Annotated in this window: 6 protein-coding genes and 1 pseudogene; 6 read left to right on the plus strand and 1 reads right to left on the minus strand. The window is 41.5% G+C overall.

Translation table 11 applies throughout. From position 1 onward, the window contains the following. Positions 1 to 160: 160 nt before the first annotated feature. From FNLLGLLA_RS00175 to FNLLGLLA_RS00195, 6 genes and pseudogenes are all read left to right on the plus strand, one after another. Positions 161 to 2,586 (plus strand): annotated as a pseudogene (locus tag FNLLGLLA_RS00175) (S-layer homology domain-containing protein). Positions 2,587 to 3,104: 518 nt separating this feature from the next. Further along, on the plus strand, positions 3,105 to 11,537 hold the full coding sequence (locus FNLLGLLA_RS00180; RefSeq protein ID WP_156697410.1) for a YadA-like family protein: 8,433 nt from the start codon (positions 3,105 to 3,107) through the stop codon (positions 11,535 to 11,537). A gap of 73 nt (positions 11,538 to 11,610) precedes the next feature. Next, complete coding sequence (locus FNLLGLLA_RS00185; protein ID WP_156697411.1) at positions 11,611 to 12,255, plus strand: hypothetical protein; 645 nt, start codon at positions 11,611 to 11,613, stop codon at positions 12,253 to 12,255. A 418-nt stretch (positions 12,256 to 12,673) separates the two neighbouring features. Next, complete coding sequence (locus tag FNLLGLLA_RS09845; protein WP_415669144.1) at positions 12,674 to 14,548, plus strand: ESPR-type extended signal peptide-containing protein; 1,875 nt, start codon at positions 12,674 to 12,676, stop codon at positions 14,546 to 14,548. Then, positions 14,545 to 18,171, plus strand: coding sequence for a YadA-like family protein (locus FNLLGLLA_RS09850; RefSeq protein ID WP_462933659.1), 3,627 nt, complete (start codon positions 14,545 to 14,547; stop codon positions 18,169 to 18,171). Before FNLLGLLA_RS09845 ends, FNLLGLLA_RS09850 begins: the two co-directional genes overlap by 4 nt. A 106-nt stretch (positions 18,172 to 18,277) precedes the next feature. After that, positions 18,278 to 18,922 (plus strand): hypothetical protein, encoded by a 645-nt coding sequence (locus tag FNLLGLLA_RS00195; RefSeq protein WP_156697413.1) that lies wholly within the window; start codon positions 18,278 to 18,280, stop codon positions 18,920 to 18,922. 117 nt (positions 18,923 to 19,039) lie between these two features. Here FNLLGLLA_RS00195 and FNLLGLLA_RS09875 read toward each other — a convergent pair whose 3' ends face one another. After that, positions 19,040 to 19,306: a hypothetical protein gene (locus tag FNLLGLLA_RS09875; RefSeq protein WP_004692901.1), complete on the minus strand. Its 267-nt coding sequence runs from the start codon at positions 19,304 to 19,306 to the stop codon at positions 19,040 to 19,042. Positions 19,307 to 19,347 lie beyond the last annotated feature (41 nt).

A 19,347-nucleotide genomic window follows, 5' to 3' on the forward strand; every position in this document is an offset into this window, starting at 1 on the left:
GATAATTGTCATTTGGTATGAAAAGACAGTTCCTTTTTTATACATCAATTCATAAAAATTTATTTTGTTTACAAAATAGAAAAAGAGTGGCACAATATTCATGAAAATATAATGAAGAATAAGTTACACGTGGAATTCATTAGGGAATGGAGAGGATAAAATGAGCAAGCGTAAACTTATATTATCTGTGTTGATTAATGGTGTGTTGTTATCGAGCCTATATGTGGCCGGAGCGGTGGATGTGGCACCGGGCAGCGGTAATGGTGTAGCTATCGGTACGGGCAGTAGTGCACCGAAGGCGGAAAACGTAGCCATTGGTAAAGGTGCCGGCATTTCTTACTCGAACGGTGCTAGTACGGCTACAGGTGATGTAGCTATCGGCAATGGAGCAGGTATTAATAACTATGCTAGCCAGGGCGGTAGTATAGCTATCGGTAAAAATGCAAAGGTTGAAAATATGGCCGGTGGTGGAGAGGCTAGTTTTGCGTTAGGGCAAACGACCTATAGCGGGGGGCTGCTTTCTCCTGCCAGAATTCCTGCGGATCCTACAAAGGTGGTAGGTAGTGTCGCTATCGGTGATAATACATTTGCTCGTACCGGTAGTACCATGATTGGGTCTCATAATTATAAAGGGGACCTTGGGGATACTACTGTGGATAGTGCATCCACAAGAAAAGATGCATTAAATGTATATGCTACAACAATTGGTGCTAATAGCTTTAGTAATGGGGCTTTCACTACAAGTACAGGTGTATATAATATTATCTCCAGTGATTATAATGGTGGACGATTTGCAAATTATACAAAGAATTTTGGTGCCACCATTAATGGTACATTGAATAGCATTGAATCGAAAACGGGTAGCTATTATTCGGGTGTTGCGAACAGTATTGTAGGTACTGCCAATCGAACCTTTAACTCCAATGGGTCTCTCGTATTTGGTGCTGGGAATGAAATAACGAATTCTGTAACCAGTATTTCAGCGCCAAGTTCGGGCGGTAATTCCGCTAAGGAATTATCTGAGAAATTACGTTCCGCTGTCAAAAATTCTAATGGTGGCGGTTCTACTATGGCATTTGGTAGCGGTAATAAGGCGGATTATACACTTCGCTCTGCACTTATGGGTGTAAATAACACATTGACTGGCTCTCAAGGCAAAGAAAGTACGAATACCATGTTGACGGGCTTTCACAATACAGCGGATAAGGTGTCCAATACGACCGTAATAGGGTCTGAAAATACGGTGACTAATTCTAAGAACAGTCTTGTAATGGGGGATAATCGTGAGGTGAAAGATGCGAATCATGCGGTTCTCATCGGTTCCACGGATAGCAAGACTACGACATCTGTTAATAATGCGGTTGCTGTCGGACATAATACGAATGTAACCGTAGAGGGTGGCGTTGCATTGGGTAGTGAATCGAAGTCTACTGTAGCGGCTGGGTCCGTTGGGTATGATCCGAGCACAAAAGCACAGTCTACGAATACAGATTCTACGTGGAAGGCGACTAAATCGGCCGTATCTGTCGGTGATGTAAATAACAATATTACGCGTCAGATTACATCATTACGCGTCAGATTACATCCGTAGCAGCCGGCACAAAGGATACGGATGCGGTGAATGTGGCACAGCTCAAAAAGTTGCAAAATCAAGTGAATGCAACCGGTTCTACTACCGTCAGTGCAGGTAAGCATATTAATGTGACAACTACGACGAACGGAACGACCAAAGATTATAAGGTAAGCCTATCTGACGATATAACAAACCAGATTACAAATAACACAACAAATATTAACAATATACAAGGTGATGTGACCAACATTAAACAGAATGTAACCAATATTCAGGGAGATATTACTAATATCAAGCAGGATGTAACCAATATGGGGCGGAATGTAGCTCGTCTCGATAAAAAGGTTAACAAATCTGTGGCCGGAGCGGCCGCACTTGCCGCTTTGCATCCATTGGATTTCGATCCTGATGCAAAATGGGACTTTGCTGCTGGTTATGGACACTACCATGATGGCAACGCCGCTGCATTGGGGGCTTTCTACAGACCGAATGAGGACTTGCAATTTAGTGTAGGATCTACTGTTGGTAATGGCGAAACTGTTGTGAATGCTGGTATGTCTGTGAAAGTAGGTGCTCACAGTAATGTATCTCGTTCTCGTGTAGCCATCAGTAAGGAAGTTTTGGAACTTAAGAAAACTGTAGCGGTACAAAATGCACAGATTCAAAAGTTGACGGCTCTTTTGAATGGATTGGCCGGGACTAATATGAAAGCAGACCGCAGCACATTATTCCCTGATGTGCCGAATAATCACTGGGCATATGCGGCAGTTAGTGATCTATCTCGACGTGGTCTTGTAGAAGGATATCCTGATGGTACATTCGGAGGGGATCGTATGATGACCCGTTATGAATTTGCTCAAATTGTGTACCGTGCTATTCAAAATGGTGTTGTCGTCGATAATCGTCTCGTATCTGAATTTGGTCCTGAAATGGCGTTATTCCGTGTGGATACCATTGCCAAGAATCATGAAGGGCAACCAACTATTGAACGTGTAAGGGTCAATAAAAAATAGAATACTTTTATATATGGTTTATATTGTGAATGCCGAGGCTCTTTAGGGCCTCGGCTTTTGTCGTGTACGTGTAGATGATAATTTTTCTGTATATAAAATTATCTTATCTATGAAAGTACTAAACTGAAGAGTCTAAAAATATGAAATTGATTAAGTATTTACAATAATCGTTATATTCCGATATGTGGATTTATCGTAATAAATGATAGGAAAGATGAAGATTCTATTTCCTAAAATTAAAAAGTATTAAATTAGAAATAAATAAACGATAAAAGTGAAGAAAAGATGAAAAAGTTGTTTACAAGATAGAAATTTTTTGATATTGTATTGCCGTGGGTGAGTATATGATGAAGAATCATGAATAATTATAGTATTCAGATCGTAATTTGGAATACTAATATTTGGTGTAAGAAGTGTAGATGATAATTAATCGTTATACTTCTTCTTTTTATTATCTTTGCAATATTATGCAACACAAGTGGTGTGTTTTACTGAGTTTTCGGTAAGAAAGGATAATTATGAATCGAATTTATAATGTTATTTGGAGTAAAACAAAAAAATGCTACGTTGTAGTATCTGAAATTGTAAAAACAGGTGGCGGTAAGGTGAAATCCGTACAAAGCGGTACAACCTGGGCTCGTATGAGTGCGATTATGGCGGTGGCTGCATTATTAATGGGTGGTAATATTACTACAGTTAATGCTGCTACATATACTGCTATGACGATTAATGATGTAAATGGCGCTGGTTATGCTACTGGTAATGTAGTTTATAGTGAAGGTAGTTATTTATATAATTATCAAAACCCTGGGAACCTGACACCATTTGATAATAGTCATTTGTACAATGGTACAGATAGAGGTAACTATACAGAAAATAGTTTTGCCGGCATTGCTATCGGTAAAAATACAAATATTCAGGAAACTGGTAATCCAACTTATTATTCCGGTTTAGCTATCGGTAACTATGCTCAGGCCACAGGTGGTATTGCTTTTGCTTTAGGTCATTATGCTCAGGCTTTATCACCATCTGCTATGGCTCTTGGTACAGCTACAAAGGCGAGCGGATTTAACTCTTTGGCTATGATGCGTCAATCCGCTGCAGAAGGTGAGTTCTCCACAGCATTGGGTACTGCATCCTGGGCAAAGGGTAATGGTAGTTTTGCCATGGGTTACTCCGCTACAGCAAAAGCGGATCAATCCATTGCAATCGGTGCGGCAGAAACTATAAAATTACCTGGTCAACAACATGGTACTCCAAGTGCTAAATATAATGGCGATGGTAATACCGTAACAGAAGGGGCTCGTTCTCTTGCTTTCGGTACAAAAGCTCGTACTGCAGTTGGTGCAGATGATTCTATGGCATTCGGTTCTTCATCCAGTACTGGTGGCGCTAATGCGGTAGCTATGGGTTATAGTGCTAATGCTAGTGCAGAGAATGCCTTTGCTATCGGTAATACGGCGCAATCATCCGCACAAAATGCGGTAGCGATGGGTAAAAGTGCAAATGCAAGTGGTGTAAGCAGCTTTGCCATGGGTAGTAGCTCTAATGCTGCTGGTGCTGATGCTATCGCTATGGGTAGTTCTTCCCAAGCCAAATTATCCAACTCTATCGCATTAGGTGGTAATGCAAAATCCTTGGGTGCTGATGCGCTTGCACTTGGCGGTGCGGCTAATGCATCTAAAGATGGTGCCATTGCAATCGGTAAAGAAGCGAAAGCAAACAATACTAATACGACAGCTATCGGTCTTGGTGCTACTGTTACAGGTACTAACTCCATGGCTATCGGTACAAATGCTGTTGCAGAATCCAATAATTCCTTGGCATTGGGTACTGGTACGGAAGTAAGAGGTGCCTTGGTTAATGGATACTCTGCTTTCACTAATCAACAAAACAACAATGTTGCAAACGGTGTTGTTGCGGTAGGTAACGTAGGTTCTGAACGCCGTATCATCAACGTAGCAGGTGGTGAAAACGATACTGACGCAACAAATGTAAAACAATTAAAATTTGTAAACAGTAACTTGGCAAAATCCATCGCAGGTCCTACATATACGGGCTATGAAGCGAATGGTTCTACATATAAAGCGCCTGATTTCAATATCAAGAACAGCACGTATCATACGGTAAAAGAAGCTGTTGAAGCGGCGCAAACGAATTTCTTCAGTGCTAAAGGCACATCTGCCGATGCGAACTACGATAACACAGGTGCTACAGGCAATAATGCGACAGCAGCTGGTGTACGTACTTCCGCAGCAGGTAATTTCGCGACAGCTGTCGGTGCTGATGCGACTGCAGCTAATACGAACAGTACGGCTATCGGTTATAAAGCTAAATCCAGTGTAGATGATGGCGTTGCATTGGGTGCAAACTCCGTTGCTTCCGTTGCAGCAGGTACAGCAGGCTATAATGTGAAAACTGCAGACAGCCGTACAAACGGCTATAGCGGATTGACAGGCGCTGCGTTGACTTCCACTATGGGTGCGGTGTCCGTAGGTGACGGCGGTACAAAAACTCGTCAAATCACTAATGTGGCTGCAGGTACAGCTGATACTGACGCTGTTAACGTGGCACAATTGCGCAATGTTAATTTGAAAGTAGCTGGTAACACTGGCAAAAATGACGTTTTATTGGATAACCAAACATTGACTGTAAAAGGCGATGGTTCTTATGTTACGACATCTGTTAACAACCAAACAATCGATGTAGCGTTGACTGATGCTACTAAGAATAAAATCGACAATGCGGCAAATAAAGACTTGTCCAATATTACAGACGGCGGTAAATCCGTTATTCGTGATGAAGCACAAAAAGCCGTAAAAGTTGTAGCTGGTAAAAATACAACGATTACAGAAGGTACTGACGGTACATATAAAACATATAAAGTTGACGTAGATGCTCCTGACTATCAATTAGTTGAAAATAGCAGTGCTGCTGATAAAGCATACACTGTATCTGGCAATAAAGTTGACTTAACTGTACAAGATGCTAAAAACCCTGCGAATAAGAAAACTGTAACTATCAAGGATATTGCATCTAAAACAGAACTTGATGATACAAAAACGGAGCTTATCAATAAAGGCTTGAAATTCGATGCTGATAATGGCGGCGAAAAAACAAATAAATTAGGCTCCAAGGTAACAGTAGCTGGTGATGGTACTAACATCGACACTACAATTACACAAACTGGCGACGATACAACAATTAAGGTTGCATTGGGTCAAGACATCAATGTTAATACAGTAACTGCTACAAAAACTGTAAAAGCTGGTACTGCTACTATGGGTAACCAAGCTGTAACAGACAATAAGTCAGCTACTCAAAATGGTAACTTTGTATCCGGTTTGGACAATAAAAATTGGACATTAACTGATCCTGCCTTCGTGTCCGGACGTGCGGCAACAGAAGATCAACTTAAAATTGTCAGCGATGCTGTGAAAGCGGCTAACTCAAGTGCTACGGACTATCGTTTAATCGCTAATCCGAACAATGCGGCAGATGGCTCTTATAAAGTTGATAATAATAAAGTTGATCTACAAGTGAAGGACGATAAATCCGGTACAGTTAATACTGTGACAATTAAGGATATCGCGTCTAAAACTGAACTTGATAAAGTAAAAGATCGTTCTGTGAAATACGATGGTAATACAGGTCATGACACAGTAACATTAGAAGGTGCTAATGGTACAAAAATTACCAACTTGAAAGATGGTAACGTAGCGGCTGGCTCTAAAGATGCTGTAAACGGCGGTCAATTACATCAAGTTAAGCAGGATCTTGGTGACCAAATCACAAATACTAAAAATGATTTAAACAATAAGATTGATACAACTAAACAAGATCTTATTGATAAGGGTCTTAAATTCGACGCTAATAATGGCGGTGAAAAAACAAATAAATTGGGCTCCAAAGTAGCAGTTAAAGGTGATAACTCCAATATCATTACGGAAATCTCTCAAGACGCTAACGGTGACAGCACAATTAATGTGAAACTCGGAAAAGACCTCAATGTAGAAACAATTACTGCAACTGGTGCAAATGGTAAAGACGGTAAAATCGGCATCAACGGTAAAGACGGTGTAACAACTAACATTTCCGTTACTCGTGACGGTCAACCCGGTGTAGATGGTGCTCCTGGCGCGACTACAACTCGTATTATGTACCAAAAACCTGACGGCACGAACGAAGAAGTGGCAACTTTGAACGACGGTCTTAAATTCAAAGGCGACATGGGTGCTACATCTAATGTTAAACTTAACAAACAAGTGGACATCACAGGTGGCGTAACAAGCGCTTCTGATCTTGCTACAGGCAATAATATCGGTGTTACTTCTGTGGCTGTTGGTGCTGATGGCAATGCAAAATTACAATTGCAATTGGCGAAAAACTTGACAGGCTTGCAATCTGTAACGGCATCCGACACTGTGAAAGCAGGTACTGCCACTGTAGGTAATCATACGGTAGCAGATAACAAAGGTGCTAACCAAACTGGTAACTTTGTAACAGGTTTAGATAATACATCTTGGAATATTGCAGATCCTGTATATGTACCAAACCGTGCGGCTACTGAAGAACAGTTGAAAACGGTTAGCGATGCTATTAATAAAGCTAATGCAAGTGCTACAGATTACCGCTTAATTGCTAATCCGAACAACGCGGCAGACGGTTCCTATAAGGTTGAAAACAATCAAGTAGATTTGAAAGTAAAAGACGAAAAATCTAAAGACGTTAAAACTGTAACGATTAAGGATATTGCGTCCAAAACTGAACTAGATAATGTAAAAGATCGTTCCGTAAAATATGACGGTAACACAGGCCATGACACAGTAACATTGGAAGGTCCTAACGGTACAAAAATTACTAACTTGAAAGATGGTAACGTAGCGGCTGGTTCTAAAGATGCTGTAAACGGCGGTCAATTACATCAAGTAAAACAAGACCTTGGCGATCAAATTACTAATACCAAGAATGACTTGATTAACACAGGTCTCAAATTCGATGCCAATGTAGGCGGCGTAAAAACTAATAAATTAGGATCTACAGTGACTATTCAAGGTGAAGGCACTGCAGCTGACGCTGATTACAGTGGTGAAAACCTCAAAACTTTCATCAAACAAGATGCGGTGACAGGCAATACGACTATCGACGTGAAGATGAATAAAAACCTTAAAGCTGAATCTGTGAAGGTTGGCAAAAATGGTAAGGACGGCGTATCCATTACTGGTCCTGACACAGCGAATGGCACAGATGGCAAGGTAGCTGTTACTGATAAAAACGGTAAAGAAGCAGTTTCTATTTCCGGTAAGGACGGCGTAGGCCACATTGGCTTAACTGGCCCTGCTGGAACGAACGGCGTGAACGGTACTAATGGTATCGACTTATCCGTAAAACCTGGTTACAATGATCCTGCTACCGGTGTTAAAGGCGAAAAAGGTGTAGACGGTACAAACGGTCTTACTCGTATCGTATACACTGACGGCAACGGTGAGCACCAAGTTGCGACTATGGAAGACGGTTTACAATTCACTGGTAACAACACTGGTACCGTGAATAAACAAAAATTGAACTCCTTGGTGAAAGTACAAGGTGAAGGTGTAACTGAAGCTGAGTCTACTACATTCAAGAGCGCATCCGGCAACATCAACGTAAAAGCTGATGGCACTGACAAATTAGAACTTCAATTGGCGAAAGACCTTAAAAATCTTGATTCTGTAACGGCGGCTAAGACTGTGAAAGCAGGCGACGCTACTATGGGTGGTCAAACTGTTAACAACGCAGCTGGCGACAGCGAAACAGGCAATTATGTAACAGGTCTTGATAATAAAGATTGGGATGCAGATAAGATTGTATCCGGTCGTGCGGCAACAGAAGATCAATTGAAAAAAGCGTTGGATGCTCAAAGTGCTAACTCCACTGATTATCGTTTGATTAAAAATCAAGCGGCAGGCTCTAATGGTGACTATACCGTGGATGCGAATGGCGATGTAGCCTTGACTGTACAGGATAAGAATCATCCAGATAAAACAGAAACCGTTACAATCAAAGACATTGCTTCTAAATCCAAACTTGATAAATTGGATGACCGCGCTGTTAAGTATGATTTGGATCCTACAGGTAACCTTGATAAATCCAAGGTAACTTACGAAGGTCCTGCATATAACAACAAACAAGGTGGCACTCACGTAACGAATGTGGCATATGCTACAGGCAACGATGGCAGCGAAGCGGTTAATGTGGACTACTTGAATGACAAAATCAAAGATAGTGCGGATGCATTGACTAATAAAGGTTTGAAATTCGATGCTAACCAAGGCGGCGAAAAAACTAACAAGCTTGGCTCCAAAGTGACTATTAAAGGTGAAGGCACTGCAGCTGACGATGATTACAGCGGTGAAAACCTTAAAACTTTCATCACACAAGATCCAGCATCTGGTGATACAACTATCAATGTGAAGATGAATAAAAACCTTAAAGCTGAATCCGTGAAGGTTGGCAAAGATGGTAAGGATGGCGTGTCCATTACAGGTCCTGACAACGGTACAGACGGCAAGGTAGCTGTTACTGGTAAGGATGGCAAAGAAGCTGTATCTATTTCTGGTAAAGACGGCGTAGGTCACATCGGACTCAACGGTAAAGACGGCCGTAGCGCTGATATTTCTGTTGAAAAAGGTGATCCGGACCTCAACGGTAACGAAATCACTCGTATTAAATACACTGATGAAAATGGTAAGACACATCAAGTGGCAACCAAGGATGATGGTATGGCATACGGTGGTGACTCCGGTAATGTGATTAAGAAAAAACTTAATGAACAATTGGACATTAAGGGCGGCGTAACAAACGAAGCTGATTTGACTGAAAACAATATTGGCGTTATCAGCAAAAATAATATCCTCAATGTTCGTTTGGCAAAAGACCTTAAAGACTTGAACTCCATTACTTTCAACAACGGAGCTAACGGTGCAAACGGTAAAACCGTTGTAAACGGCGCAGGCATGACTATCAATGATGCAGCTGGTAATCCGTTGACAGCTGTTACAAAAGACGGCGTGAAGATTACTGATGGTCCATCTATGACGAAGGACGGCATCGATGCAGCAGGCAAGAAGGTTACAAACGTTCAAGACGGTACGGTTGCCAAAGATAGCAAAGACGCTGTTAACGGCGGTCAATTGCATGATGCTGTTGAAAGCCTTAAAACTAAAGGCTTTGGCCTTGAAGCAGAAGACGGTCAATCCGTGAAGAAAGCTCTTGGTGAAACTGTTAAGGTTAAAGGTGATGACAAAAATATCAAAACATCCGTAGACGACGGTGCTGTTAAGGTAGAATTGAAAAAAGACATCACTGTAGATACTGTAACTGCTAAGACTGTAACTACAGGCAACACTAAGATGGATACAAACGGTGTTACTATCAAGGATGGCGCTAATGAAGCGACCAAGTTGACTAAAGATGGATTGCAAATCAATGATGGTGGTAACAAAGCAGTTACTGTTAATAAAGACGGTTTGACTATCGAAAATGGTCCTAAGGTAACAAAAGACGGTATCGATGCGGCTGATAAGAAGATCACTAATGTGGCTGATGGTACTATTGGCGCTGGTAGCAAGGACGCTGTAAACGGCGGTCAATTGCATACAGCTATTGAAGACATCAAATCCACAGGCTTTGGACTTAAAGCGGAAGACGGTCAATCCGTGAAGAAACCTCTTGGCGAGACAATCGACTTGAAAGGTGACGGCAACATCAAAACTTCCGTGGACAATGGCGCTATCAAAATGGCCTTGAACGATAAGATCACTCTTGGTCAAGATCCAGCAAAACAAGTTAACATCGACGGTTCTGCAGGTACGATTACAGCTGGCAATGGCGGTAATCAAGTTAAGATTGACGGCAATGACGGTTCCGTAACGGCAAATACTGTGAAAGCTGGCGACGTTGTTGTAGGTAAACAAACTTCCGACGGTAAAGAAGGCAACTTCGTAACAGGTTTGGATAACAAAACTTGGGATCCTGAAAATCCTGTAGCAGTTCCTGGTCGTGCCGCAACAGAAGACCAATTGAAAGCTGTTAATGACGACTTCAATAACAAAGCAAGAACAGGCCGTGTATTCCAAGGTGACCAACCTGGTGATAGCGGTAAAGTGGTTCGTGGATTGGGAGATACTATGAACCTTACTGGTGGTGCGGATGTGAACCGTTTAGCGGATAACAATATTGGTGTTGTGAAAAACGCTGCTGGTGATGGCTATAACATCAAGTTGGCGAAAGACTTGAAAGGTCTTGAGTCCGTAACTACTACAGATGCTGCTGGTAATACGACTGTTATGAACGGTGGCGGCGTGACAATTACACCTGCTCAAGGTAATGCTGTAAGCCTTACTAAAGACGGTCTCAATAACGGTGGTAATAGAATTACTAATGTAGGCCCTGGTGTAGATGGCACTGATGCGGTTAACGTAAATCAATTGAGCAATGCTATGCGTAGTGTGGATGGTAAGATCGCTGATGTAGGTGCTACTAGTGCAGCTATTTCCGGCCTCAAACCTTTACAATATGATCCATTGGAACCAACGCAAGTATTGGCTGCTGTAGGCCACTACAAAGGCAGTACAGCTGCTGCTGTAGGCGTAGCACACTATACTAATGAATCTACAATGTTCCATATGGGCGTATCTCTTGGCGGTCATGACAACATGATTAATGCGGGTGTATCCTACAAATTTGGTACATCCGATGCTAAGAAAGCTATTCCAGCACGCTATAAAGCAGGCCCTATCAGCTCTGCGTATGTATTGCAAGATGAAGTGACTGCGTTAAAAGCTGAAAATGAACGCATGAAACAACATGACTTAGAGTTAACTGCTAAATACGATCAAGTACAACGCGATAATGAAGAAATGAAAGCTCAAATCGCATTGTTGATGCAACAAGTAGGACTTTCCAAATAAAAAAATTCTTAGTCTTGTTATGTAAGGAATATGAAAGCCGCCCTTCTAGGGCGGCTCATCATAAGGAGGAAGTATGAAATTCAAAACATTTATGCCTGTATTGGCTCTTGCTTGTGTGTGCGCGGTAGGCCAAGCGGATGCGGCTCAAGATCGATTGATGATGCCAGAACAACCAGCTGAACCATTGAATGTGCTTGAAACAGAAGTGGCACTTTCCGTGCCTAGCGAAGAAGTTCGTGACGTTGTTAACGCTTTCACACAATTCCAATTGGACCAAAAGGGCAAACGTATCATGGATGATTCCCGCGTTATGACCGGTCAAGAGCGTTACCGTAACAATGTATTGTACTATATGAACGTTCGTCGTAGTTGGTACATCGTGAGTCATCGTTATAAAAACGATAGCTATGGGCGTTTGGCATTAGATCGTTTGTACAACGATTACAAACAGTTCTTCACAGAGAATGCGACTGTATCTGAAGACGCTAAATTGGACTATGCGCAACAAATCATCGATATCTTGGATCGCAATACGGCCAATGTACATGATGATGAATTGCGTTTCTATATGAATGAAATGGTAATCTTCAGCTTGAACGAAGCCATGAAGGACGGTAATAATCGCGTGAAACCTGTGGACGAAAAAATGGCTCCTGCGATGGACGAACTTCCTACAGTAGACCTTCGCAAGGCGATTAATGCGCCCACAATTCAATAAAATTTAGACTATATAAATGGTGAAAGCCGAGGCACAATCTGCCTCGGCTTTTGTCATACATAGACTAAATCTCTCATATATGAATATGTAAATTTAATTCCACAAATATATAGAAAAGATGAAGAATTTCTATCTTATTTTTTAAATCTATTAAATAAACTATAAAAATGAATGAAACATGAAAAAGTTGTTTACAATATTGAATATTTTTGATATAGTAGTCGCTAGAGTGAGTATCTTATAGGAAAAGATATACGTAATAGTACTTAAACTATAGTATTGAGTACTATTGTTTTATGTTAGAAGTGTAGATGATTTTTTATATCTATTACTTCTTCTTTTATTTTACTTTTTTATATGAGGCTATAAACATAATGCGTAACCGGCAAGTCCGGTAGTTCGGTGAGAAAGGAATAACATGAATCGAATTTATAATGTAATTTGGAGTAAAGCTAAAAATTGCTACGTTGTAGTATCTGAGTTAGTTAAGAGCGGTGGCGGTAAAGCTAGTGTGAATTCTGCAAGAACGAGCATTACTTTTCGTGCGGCTTTATGCGCGTTTGCTATTACGGGTTGTTTAGTATCGGGAATTGCAGAAGCAAATGTAATACAAGGCCCTGGCGCTGCTGCTACTGGTAGCAATAGCGTGGCAGTCGGCGATAATGCAAAATCCGCAGGTGCTAAGTCTGTGGCGATAGGTAATGACGCGGCTACATTAGCAACAAGTGAAAATGGTATTGCCATCGGTAATGGTGCGAAGGCTGAAGGTCAACAACGAGTGAAGGTTCCATATCCTGCGGGTACTATTGCTATCGGTCAAGGGTCTGTGGCAAAGGAAAATGGCGATATTGTAATAGGTCGTCAAGCGAAGAGCACGATTTCCAAGTATCATCAACAACCTGGATCCGGTGCAGTTGTAATGGGTGCAGAAGCCGCTTCTTACGGTTCTCGTGGTGACGTGGTTATCGGTGCTGCAGCGGAAGCTAATATAATTAGAAAGAATGCTACTGTTGATGGTGACGGACAGCTGTTTTCACAATCTGTAGCTATCGGTAGCGTAGCGAAGGTATATGGCACACAATCTGTGGCTATCGGTGGTGATGTAAGATCTATTGGTCAGTCTTCTATCGCTATCGGCGGTGATGATATCGATCAGGCAAAGCCTGATTTATATAAGGCTATTCCTGATTTATCGGTGCCAGGTACGCAAAAAAACTTTAACCGTGAAGTGGCTGCATTATATCCAAGTGGATTGGGTACAGCAGGGCTTAATGATAGTAAGAACTATGTAAATACTGCTTCTATCGGAAATGCAAGCCTTGCTATTGGTATGATGACACAGTCTTTAGGCACGGGTTCTAATGCTATCGGTGCTAACTCCTTGTCAAAAGGTGTGGCTAGTTCCGCTATTGGTGCTATGGCTCGTAGCTGGGGGAATAACTCTCTTGCTATCGGTAGCCAAGCCGGTGCGTATGGTGAGAAATCCACATCCCTCGGCGATGCGAATATAGTAGGCTTTGATATGACGAATGCCACTCTATCTGGTTCCGCTGCAGGTGCTCTAGGTAGAGGCAATAAGGTGTATGGTAATAATGCATACGCTATCGGTAGTGAAAATACAGTAGGGACGGCTACTGTTACTGAAACTACAGAGTCTAATGGCGATAAAATTAAAAAGGTTACTGCTGGTACAGTTAAAGGTAATACAGCTGGTGCGTTCGGTTATAAGAATACCATTACAACGGATAATTCCTATGTAGTAGGTAGTAACTCCACTATTTCCGCAGATAATGGCATGGTTTTAGGTAACAGTGCTACTGTAACAGGGGCTAATGGTTTAGCTCTTGGTAATAATACGAAAGTAGCTAATGACAATGCTGTAGCTATCGGTAATGGCTCTGAAACAGCAGCAACTGTGGCTACTCCTTCTGCCACAATCAATGGGGTAACTCATAACTTTGCAGGTACAAACCCTGCTTCCACAGTAAGTGTAGGCAAGGCAGGCATGGAACGGACTGTTACTAATGTAGCGGCTGGTCGTATTTCTGCTACCTCCACTGATGCTATCAATGGTAGTCAATTGTTTGCAGTTAAAACGGAAGTAGAAAAGGGCGTATCCTATGCAGGCGATGTAAAAGCTGCAGCAGCTGCAGATAATAAATTTACGCGTAAATTAGGCGAACAAACTAATGTTGTGGGCGGCGTGACTGATGTAACTAAATTGACAGATAACAATATCGGTGTCGTTTCCAATGGCACTGATACGCTAAATATTAAATTGGCTAAACATTGACTGGTTTGGACAGCGTTACAGCTGGCGGCACTACTATCAATAACGGCGGTTTGACCGTAGATGGTAAAAACTATGTATCTCCAAACGGTATCAATGCGAACAACCAAAAGATCACTAATGTAGCTGATGGTACTAACTCTAATGATGCGGTTAACTATGGTCAATTACAAAATGTGATTAACTCTATCGATAAAGCGCCTACTGTGAAAGCAAAAGATGCAAATGTAACTGTAACAGAAGGTACAAATGCAGCAGGTGGTAAGGAATATATTGTTGGATTAGGCAATACAATCAATGTTGGTACTGCACATCCTGTAACTGTAGATGGTAATGCAGGACATATAACAGGCCTTCAAAATACAGATTGGAGTGTAGACAATCCTGTGGCTGTTCCTGGTCGCGCAGCTACAGAAGATCAGTTGAAAAAGGTTAACGATACAGTTAACAATAATAAGGATCAAATCGACAAAAATAAACAAGCTATCGCTGATAACAAACAAAATATCACAACAAATGCCGGTAATATTGCTAATAATACGCAAAATATCGCAAAGAACGCTGGTGATATCGTTACTATCAATAAAACTATTGAAAAAGGTTTGAACTTTGATGGTGACTCCGGTGCAACAATCAATAAGAAATTGGGTGATACTGTTGCCGTTAAAGGCGGTGCTACAGGCACATTGTCTGACAACAATATCGGTGTTGTATCCGATGGTACTGGCACATTGAATGTGAAATTGGCTAAGACATTGACTGGTTTAGATAGTGTTACAGCTGGTGATACTACTATCAATAACGGCGGTTTGACCGTAGATGGTAAGAATTATGTATCTCCAAATGGTATCAATGCAAATGACCAAAAGGTAACGAATGTTGCTAACGGCGATGTGGCAGCAAACTCTAAAGATGCTGTAAACGGCGGTCAATTACATCAAGTTAAGCAAGATCTTGGTGACCAAATTACGAATACTAAGAATGATTTAAATAATAAAATTGATAATACTAAAACAGATCTTATCAATAAAGGCCTTCGTTTTAACGCGGATAATGACGATGAAAAAACGAATAAATTAGGCTCTAAAGTAACTGTAAACGGTGATGACAACATCACTACAGAAATTACTCAAACTGGTGATGATACTAAGATTGCTCTTAAATTAAAGAAAGATCTTAATGTTAGATCTGTTACGGCTACGGACACTGTGAAAGCAGGCGACGTAACAATGGGTAAACAAGCTGATGGTGCGAACCCTGGTAATACAGGCAACTATATTACAGGTCTTGATAATAAGACTTGGGATCCAGGTAATGTTGTATCTGGTCGTGCTGCAACAGAAGACCAATTGAAACAAGCTTTGGCAAATCAAACGGCAACAGGCCTTAAATTTGATGCCAATGTAGGCGGTGTACAAACTAGTAAATTAGGTTCTACAGTAATCGTACAAGGCGAAGGTAAAGATGCTGATAGCAATTATAGCGGTGAAAATATCAAGACTTTCATCAAACAAGATGCAGCAACAGGTAACACAACCATTGACGTGAAGATGAGCAAAAATCTTAAAGCTGAATCTGTAAAAGTTGGCAAAGGTGATAATAAGGATGGTGTATCCATCACAGGTCCTGATGCGGCGAACGGCACAGACGGCAAGGTAGGCATTACTGATAAAGACGGTAAAGAGGCTGTATCCATGTCCGGTAAAGATGGTGTAGGTCACATTGGTTTAAGCGGTAAAGACGGTAAAAGTGCGGATATTACTGCTGAAAAAGGCGACCCTGATATCGAAGGCAACGAAATCACGCGTATTAAATACCAAGACAAAAATGGTAAAACACACCAAGTGGCAACTAAAGACGATGGTATGAAATACGGTGGTGATAGTGGTGCCGTGATCAATAAAAAGCTTAATGAACAAGTAAATGTAATCGGTGGCATTACTGATGTTAGCAAGTTGACTACAGAAGATAATTTAGGTGTCGTATCCGATGGTAGCAATAACCTCAAGGTTCGTATGGCAAAAGACTTAAAAGGTCTTGAGACAGTAACAACTAAAGATGCTGCAGGCAACACTACAGTTGTAAATGGCGGCGGCATGAAAATTACACCTGCTAGCGGTAACCCTGTGAGTCTAACTAAAGATGGTTTGGATAATGGTGGTAACAAGATTACGAATGTAGCTGCTGGTACAGCTCCAACTGATGCAGTCAATAAATCTCAATTGGATCAAGCTGCAGCTGCTGCGACTACGACGGTAACAGCGGGCGATAATATTAAGGTTACGCCAAGCGACAATCCGAATGGTTCCAAAAACTATGAAGTAAGTCTTAAAGACCAAGTAACATTGGGCTCCGATCCGAAGAAACAAATCGCTATCGATGGCAATGCAGGCACAATCAAAGCTGGCGACAAGGTTGAAATCGACGGCGATAAAGGGACTATTAAAGTTGGTAAAGATGGTCAAGATGGCGTATCCATTACAGGCCCAGATACGGCGAACGGCACAGACGGCAAGGTAGGTATCGCTGGTAAAGATGGTAAAGATGCTGTATCCATGTCCGGTAAAGACGGTGTAGGTCACATCGGTCTTAATGGTAAGGACGGTCGCAGTGCTGATATTTCTGTTGAAAAAGGTGACCCTGATATCGAAGGCAACGAAATCACGCGTATTAAATACCAAGACGAAAATGGTAAAACCCACCAAGTGGCAACTAAAGACGATGGTATGAAATACGGTGGCGATAGCGGTGCCGTGATTAACAAAAAGCTTAATGAACAAGTAAACGTTATCGGCGGTATTACTGATGCTAGCAAGTTGACTACAGAAGATAATTTAGGTGTTGTATCCGACGGTACTGGCAACCTCAAGGTTCGTATGGCTAAAGACTTGAAAGGTCTTGAAACAGTAACCACTAAGGACGCTGCGGGCAACACCACAGTTGTGAACGGTGGCGGTGTAACAATTACACCTGCTAGCGGTAATGCAGTAAGCCTTACTAAAGATGGTCTCAATAACGGTGGTAATACAATTACCAATGTTGCGGCTGGTGTAAACGGCACTGATGCGGTTAACGTAAATCAATTAAAAGGTGCAACAGATAAGATGGCGAATGCAATCAATGCTGTAGCGGGCGAAACACAACGTGTAGGCGCACATGCAGCGGCTATGGCTGCGTTGAAACCAATTCAATACGATCCATTGGAGCCAACTCAAGTAATGGCTGGTGTTGGTAATTACAGAGGTGAAACTGCGGCGGCGTTAGGTGTTGCACATTACTCTGCAGAAGATACTATGTTCCATTTGGGCGTATCTGTTGGTGGTCATCATAATATGGTGAATGCTGGTGTAACTCACAAATTCGGTAACTCCGATGCGAAGAAAGCGATTCCAGAACGTTATAAAGGTGGCCCTATCAGCTCTGTTTATGTGTTGCAAGATGAAGTAACAGCATTGAAAGCTGAAAATGCACGCATGCAAGAAAGCCTTAACGAATTGTCTTCTGTGAAGGCTGACAATGCACGTATGCAACAACGTATTGATGAATTATCCTCTGTGAAGGAAGATAATGAACAAATGAAGGCTCAAATTGCATTGTTGATGCAACAAGCAGGGCTTACAAAGTAAATTTGACTTGATTAAATGGGTTATTTAGTATACTCTAGTCATGTAAGAATCATGTAAGGAATATGAAAGCCGCCCTTTGGGAGGCGGCTCATCATTAGGAGGATTTATGAAATTCAAAACATTTATGCCTGTATTGGCACTTGCTTGTGTATGCGCGGTAGGTCAAGCGGATGCGGCTCAAGATCGATTGATGATGCCAGAACAACCGGCTGAACCATTAAACGTGATTGAAGCGGAAGTTGCAGTTGCTGTACCTAGCGAAGAAGTTCGCGATGTAGTGAATGCTTTCACACAATTCCAATTGGACCAAAAGGGCAAACGTATCATGGACGATTCTCGCGTTATGACTGGTCAAGAGCGTTACCGTAACAATGTGTTGTACTATATGAACGTTCGCCGCAGCTGGTACATCGTGAGCCATCGTTATAAAAATGATAGCTATGGTCGTTTAGCGTTGGACCGTTTGTACAACGATTACAAACAGTTCTTCACAGAACATGCGACTGTATCTGAAGACGCTAAATTGGACTACGCACAACAAATCATCGACATCTTGGATCGCAATACGGCCAATGTACATGATGATGAATTGCGTTTCTACATGAATGAAATGGTAATCTTCAGCTTGAACGAAGCTATGAAAGACGGTAATAATCGCGTGAAACCTGTGGATGAAAAAGCAGCTCCTGCGATGGACGAACTTCACACAGTGGATCTTCGCAAAGCGATTAATGCACCAACAATTCAATAATTTTAGATTATTCAATTATAAGAATTAAGTGTTGTTGTGTTGTATTGTATTTCTTATAATTGTATGACCGATAAAAAATATCGGGGTGTTGTTTGTATTAACAATACCCCGATATTTTTATGCATATAATTTTGCAATCAATGTGATTCGCTGACCTTGAATCACCTTATATGTAATTTTTTTTACGATGGCCGTAAAGTTGTGATGCAGAAATTGTAACTGATCGTTAGGTTGAACGTCCGCATCATATGTGAATACGCCTTCTTCCCCATTAAAGCGACCTTTGATTGTGAAAGTTTGATTATCTCGTGTAACTACGATATCTTCTTCGGTAACCGTATTTGGTTTATCTATATTTTGTTGTAAGATATTGAGTTCTGACATAGATTTCTTCCTCCTTTCTGCTTTCAGTATAACAATAAAAA

It is taken from the genome of Veillonella parvula (assembly GCF_902810435.1).
Lineage (GTDB): Bacteria > Bacillota > Negativicutes > Veillonellales > Veillonellaceae > Veillonella.

Excerpts from the sequence above, each read along its gene's own strand:
- FNLLGLLA_RS09845 (WP_415669144.1), top strand. The coding sequence starts at position 12,674 with ATGAATCGAATTTATAATGTAATTTGGAGTAAAGCTAAAAATTGCTAC.
- FNLLGLLA_RS00185 (WP_156697411.1), top strand. The coding sequence starts at position 11,611 with ATGAAATTCAAAACATTTATGCCTGTATTGGCTCTTGCTTGTGTGTGC.
- FNLLGLLA_RS00180 (WP_156697410.1), top strand. The coding sequence starts at position 3,105 with ATGAATCGAATTTATAATGTTATTTGGAGTAAAACAAAAAAATGCTAC.
- FNLLGLLA_RS00195 (WP_156697413.1), top strand. The coding sequence starts at position 18,278 with ATGAAATTCAAAACATTTATGCCTGTATTGGCACTTGCTTGTGTATGC.
- FNLLGLLA_RS09875 (WP_004692901.1), bottom strand. The coding sequence starts at position 19,306 with ATGTCAGAACTCAATATCTTACAACAAAATATAGATAAACCAAATACG.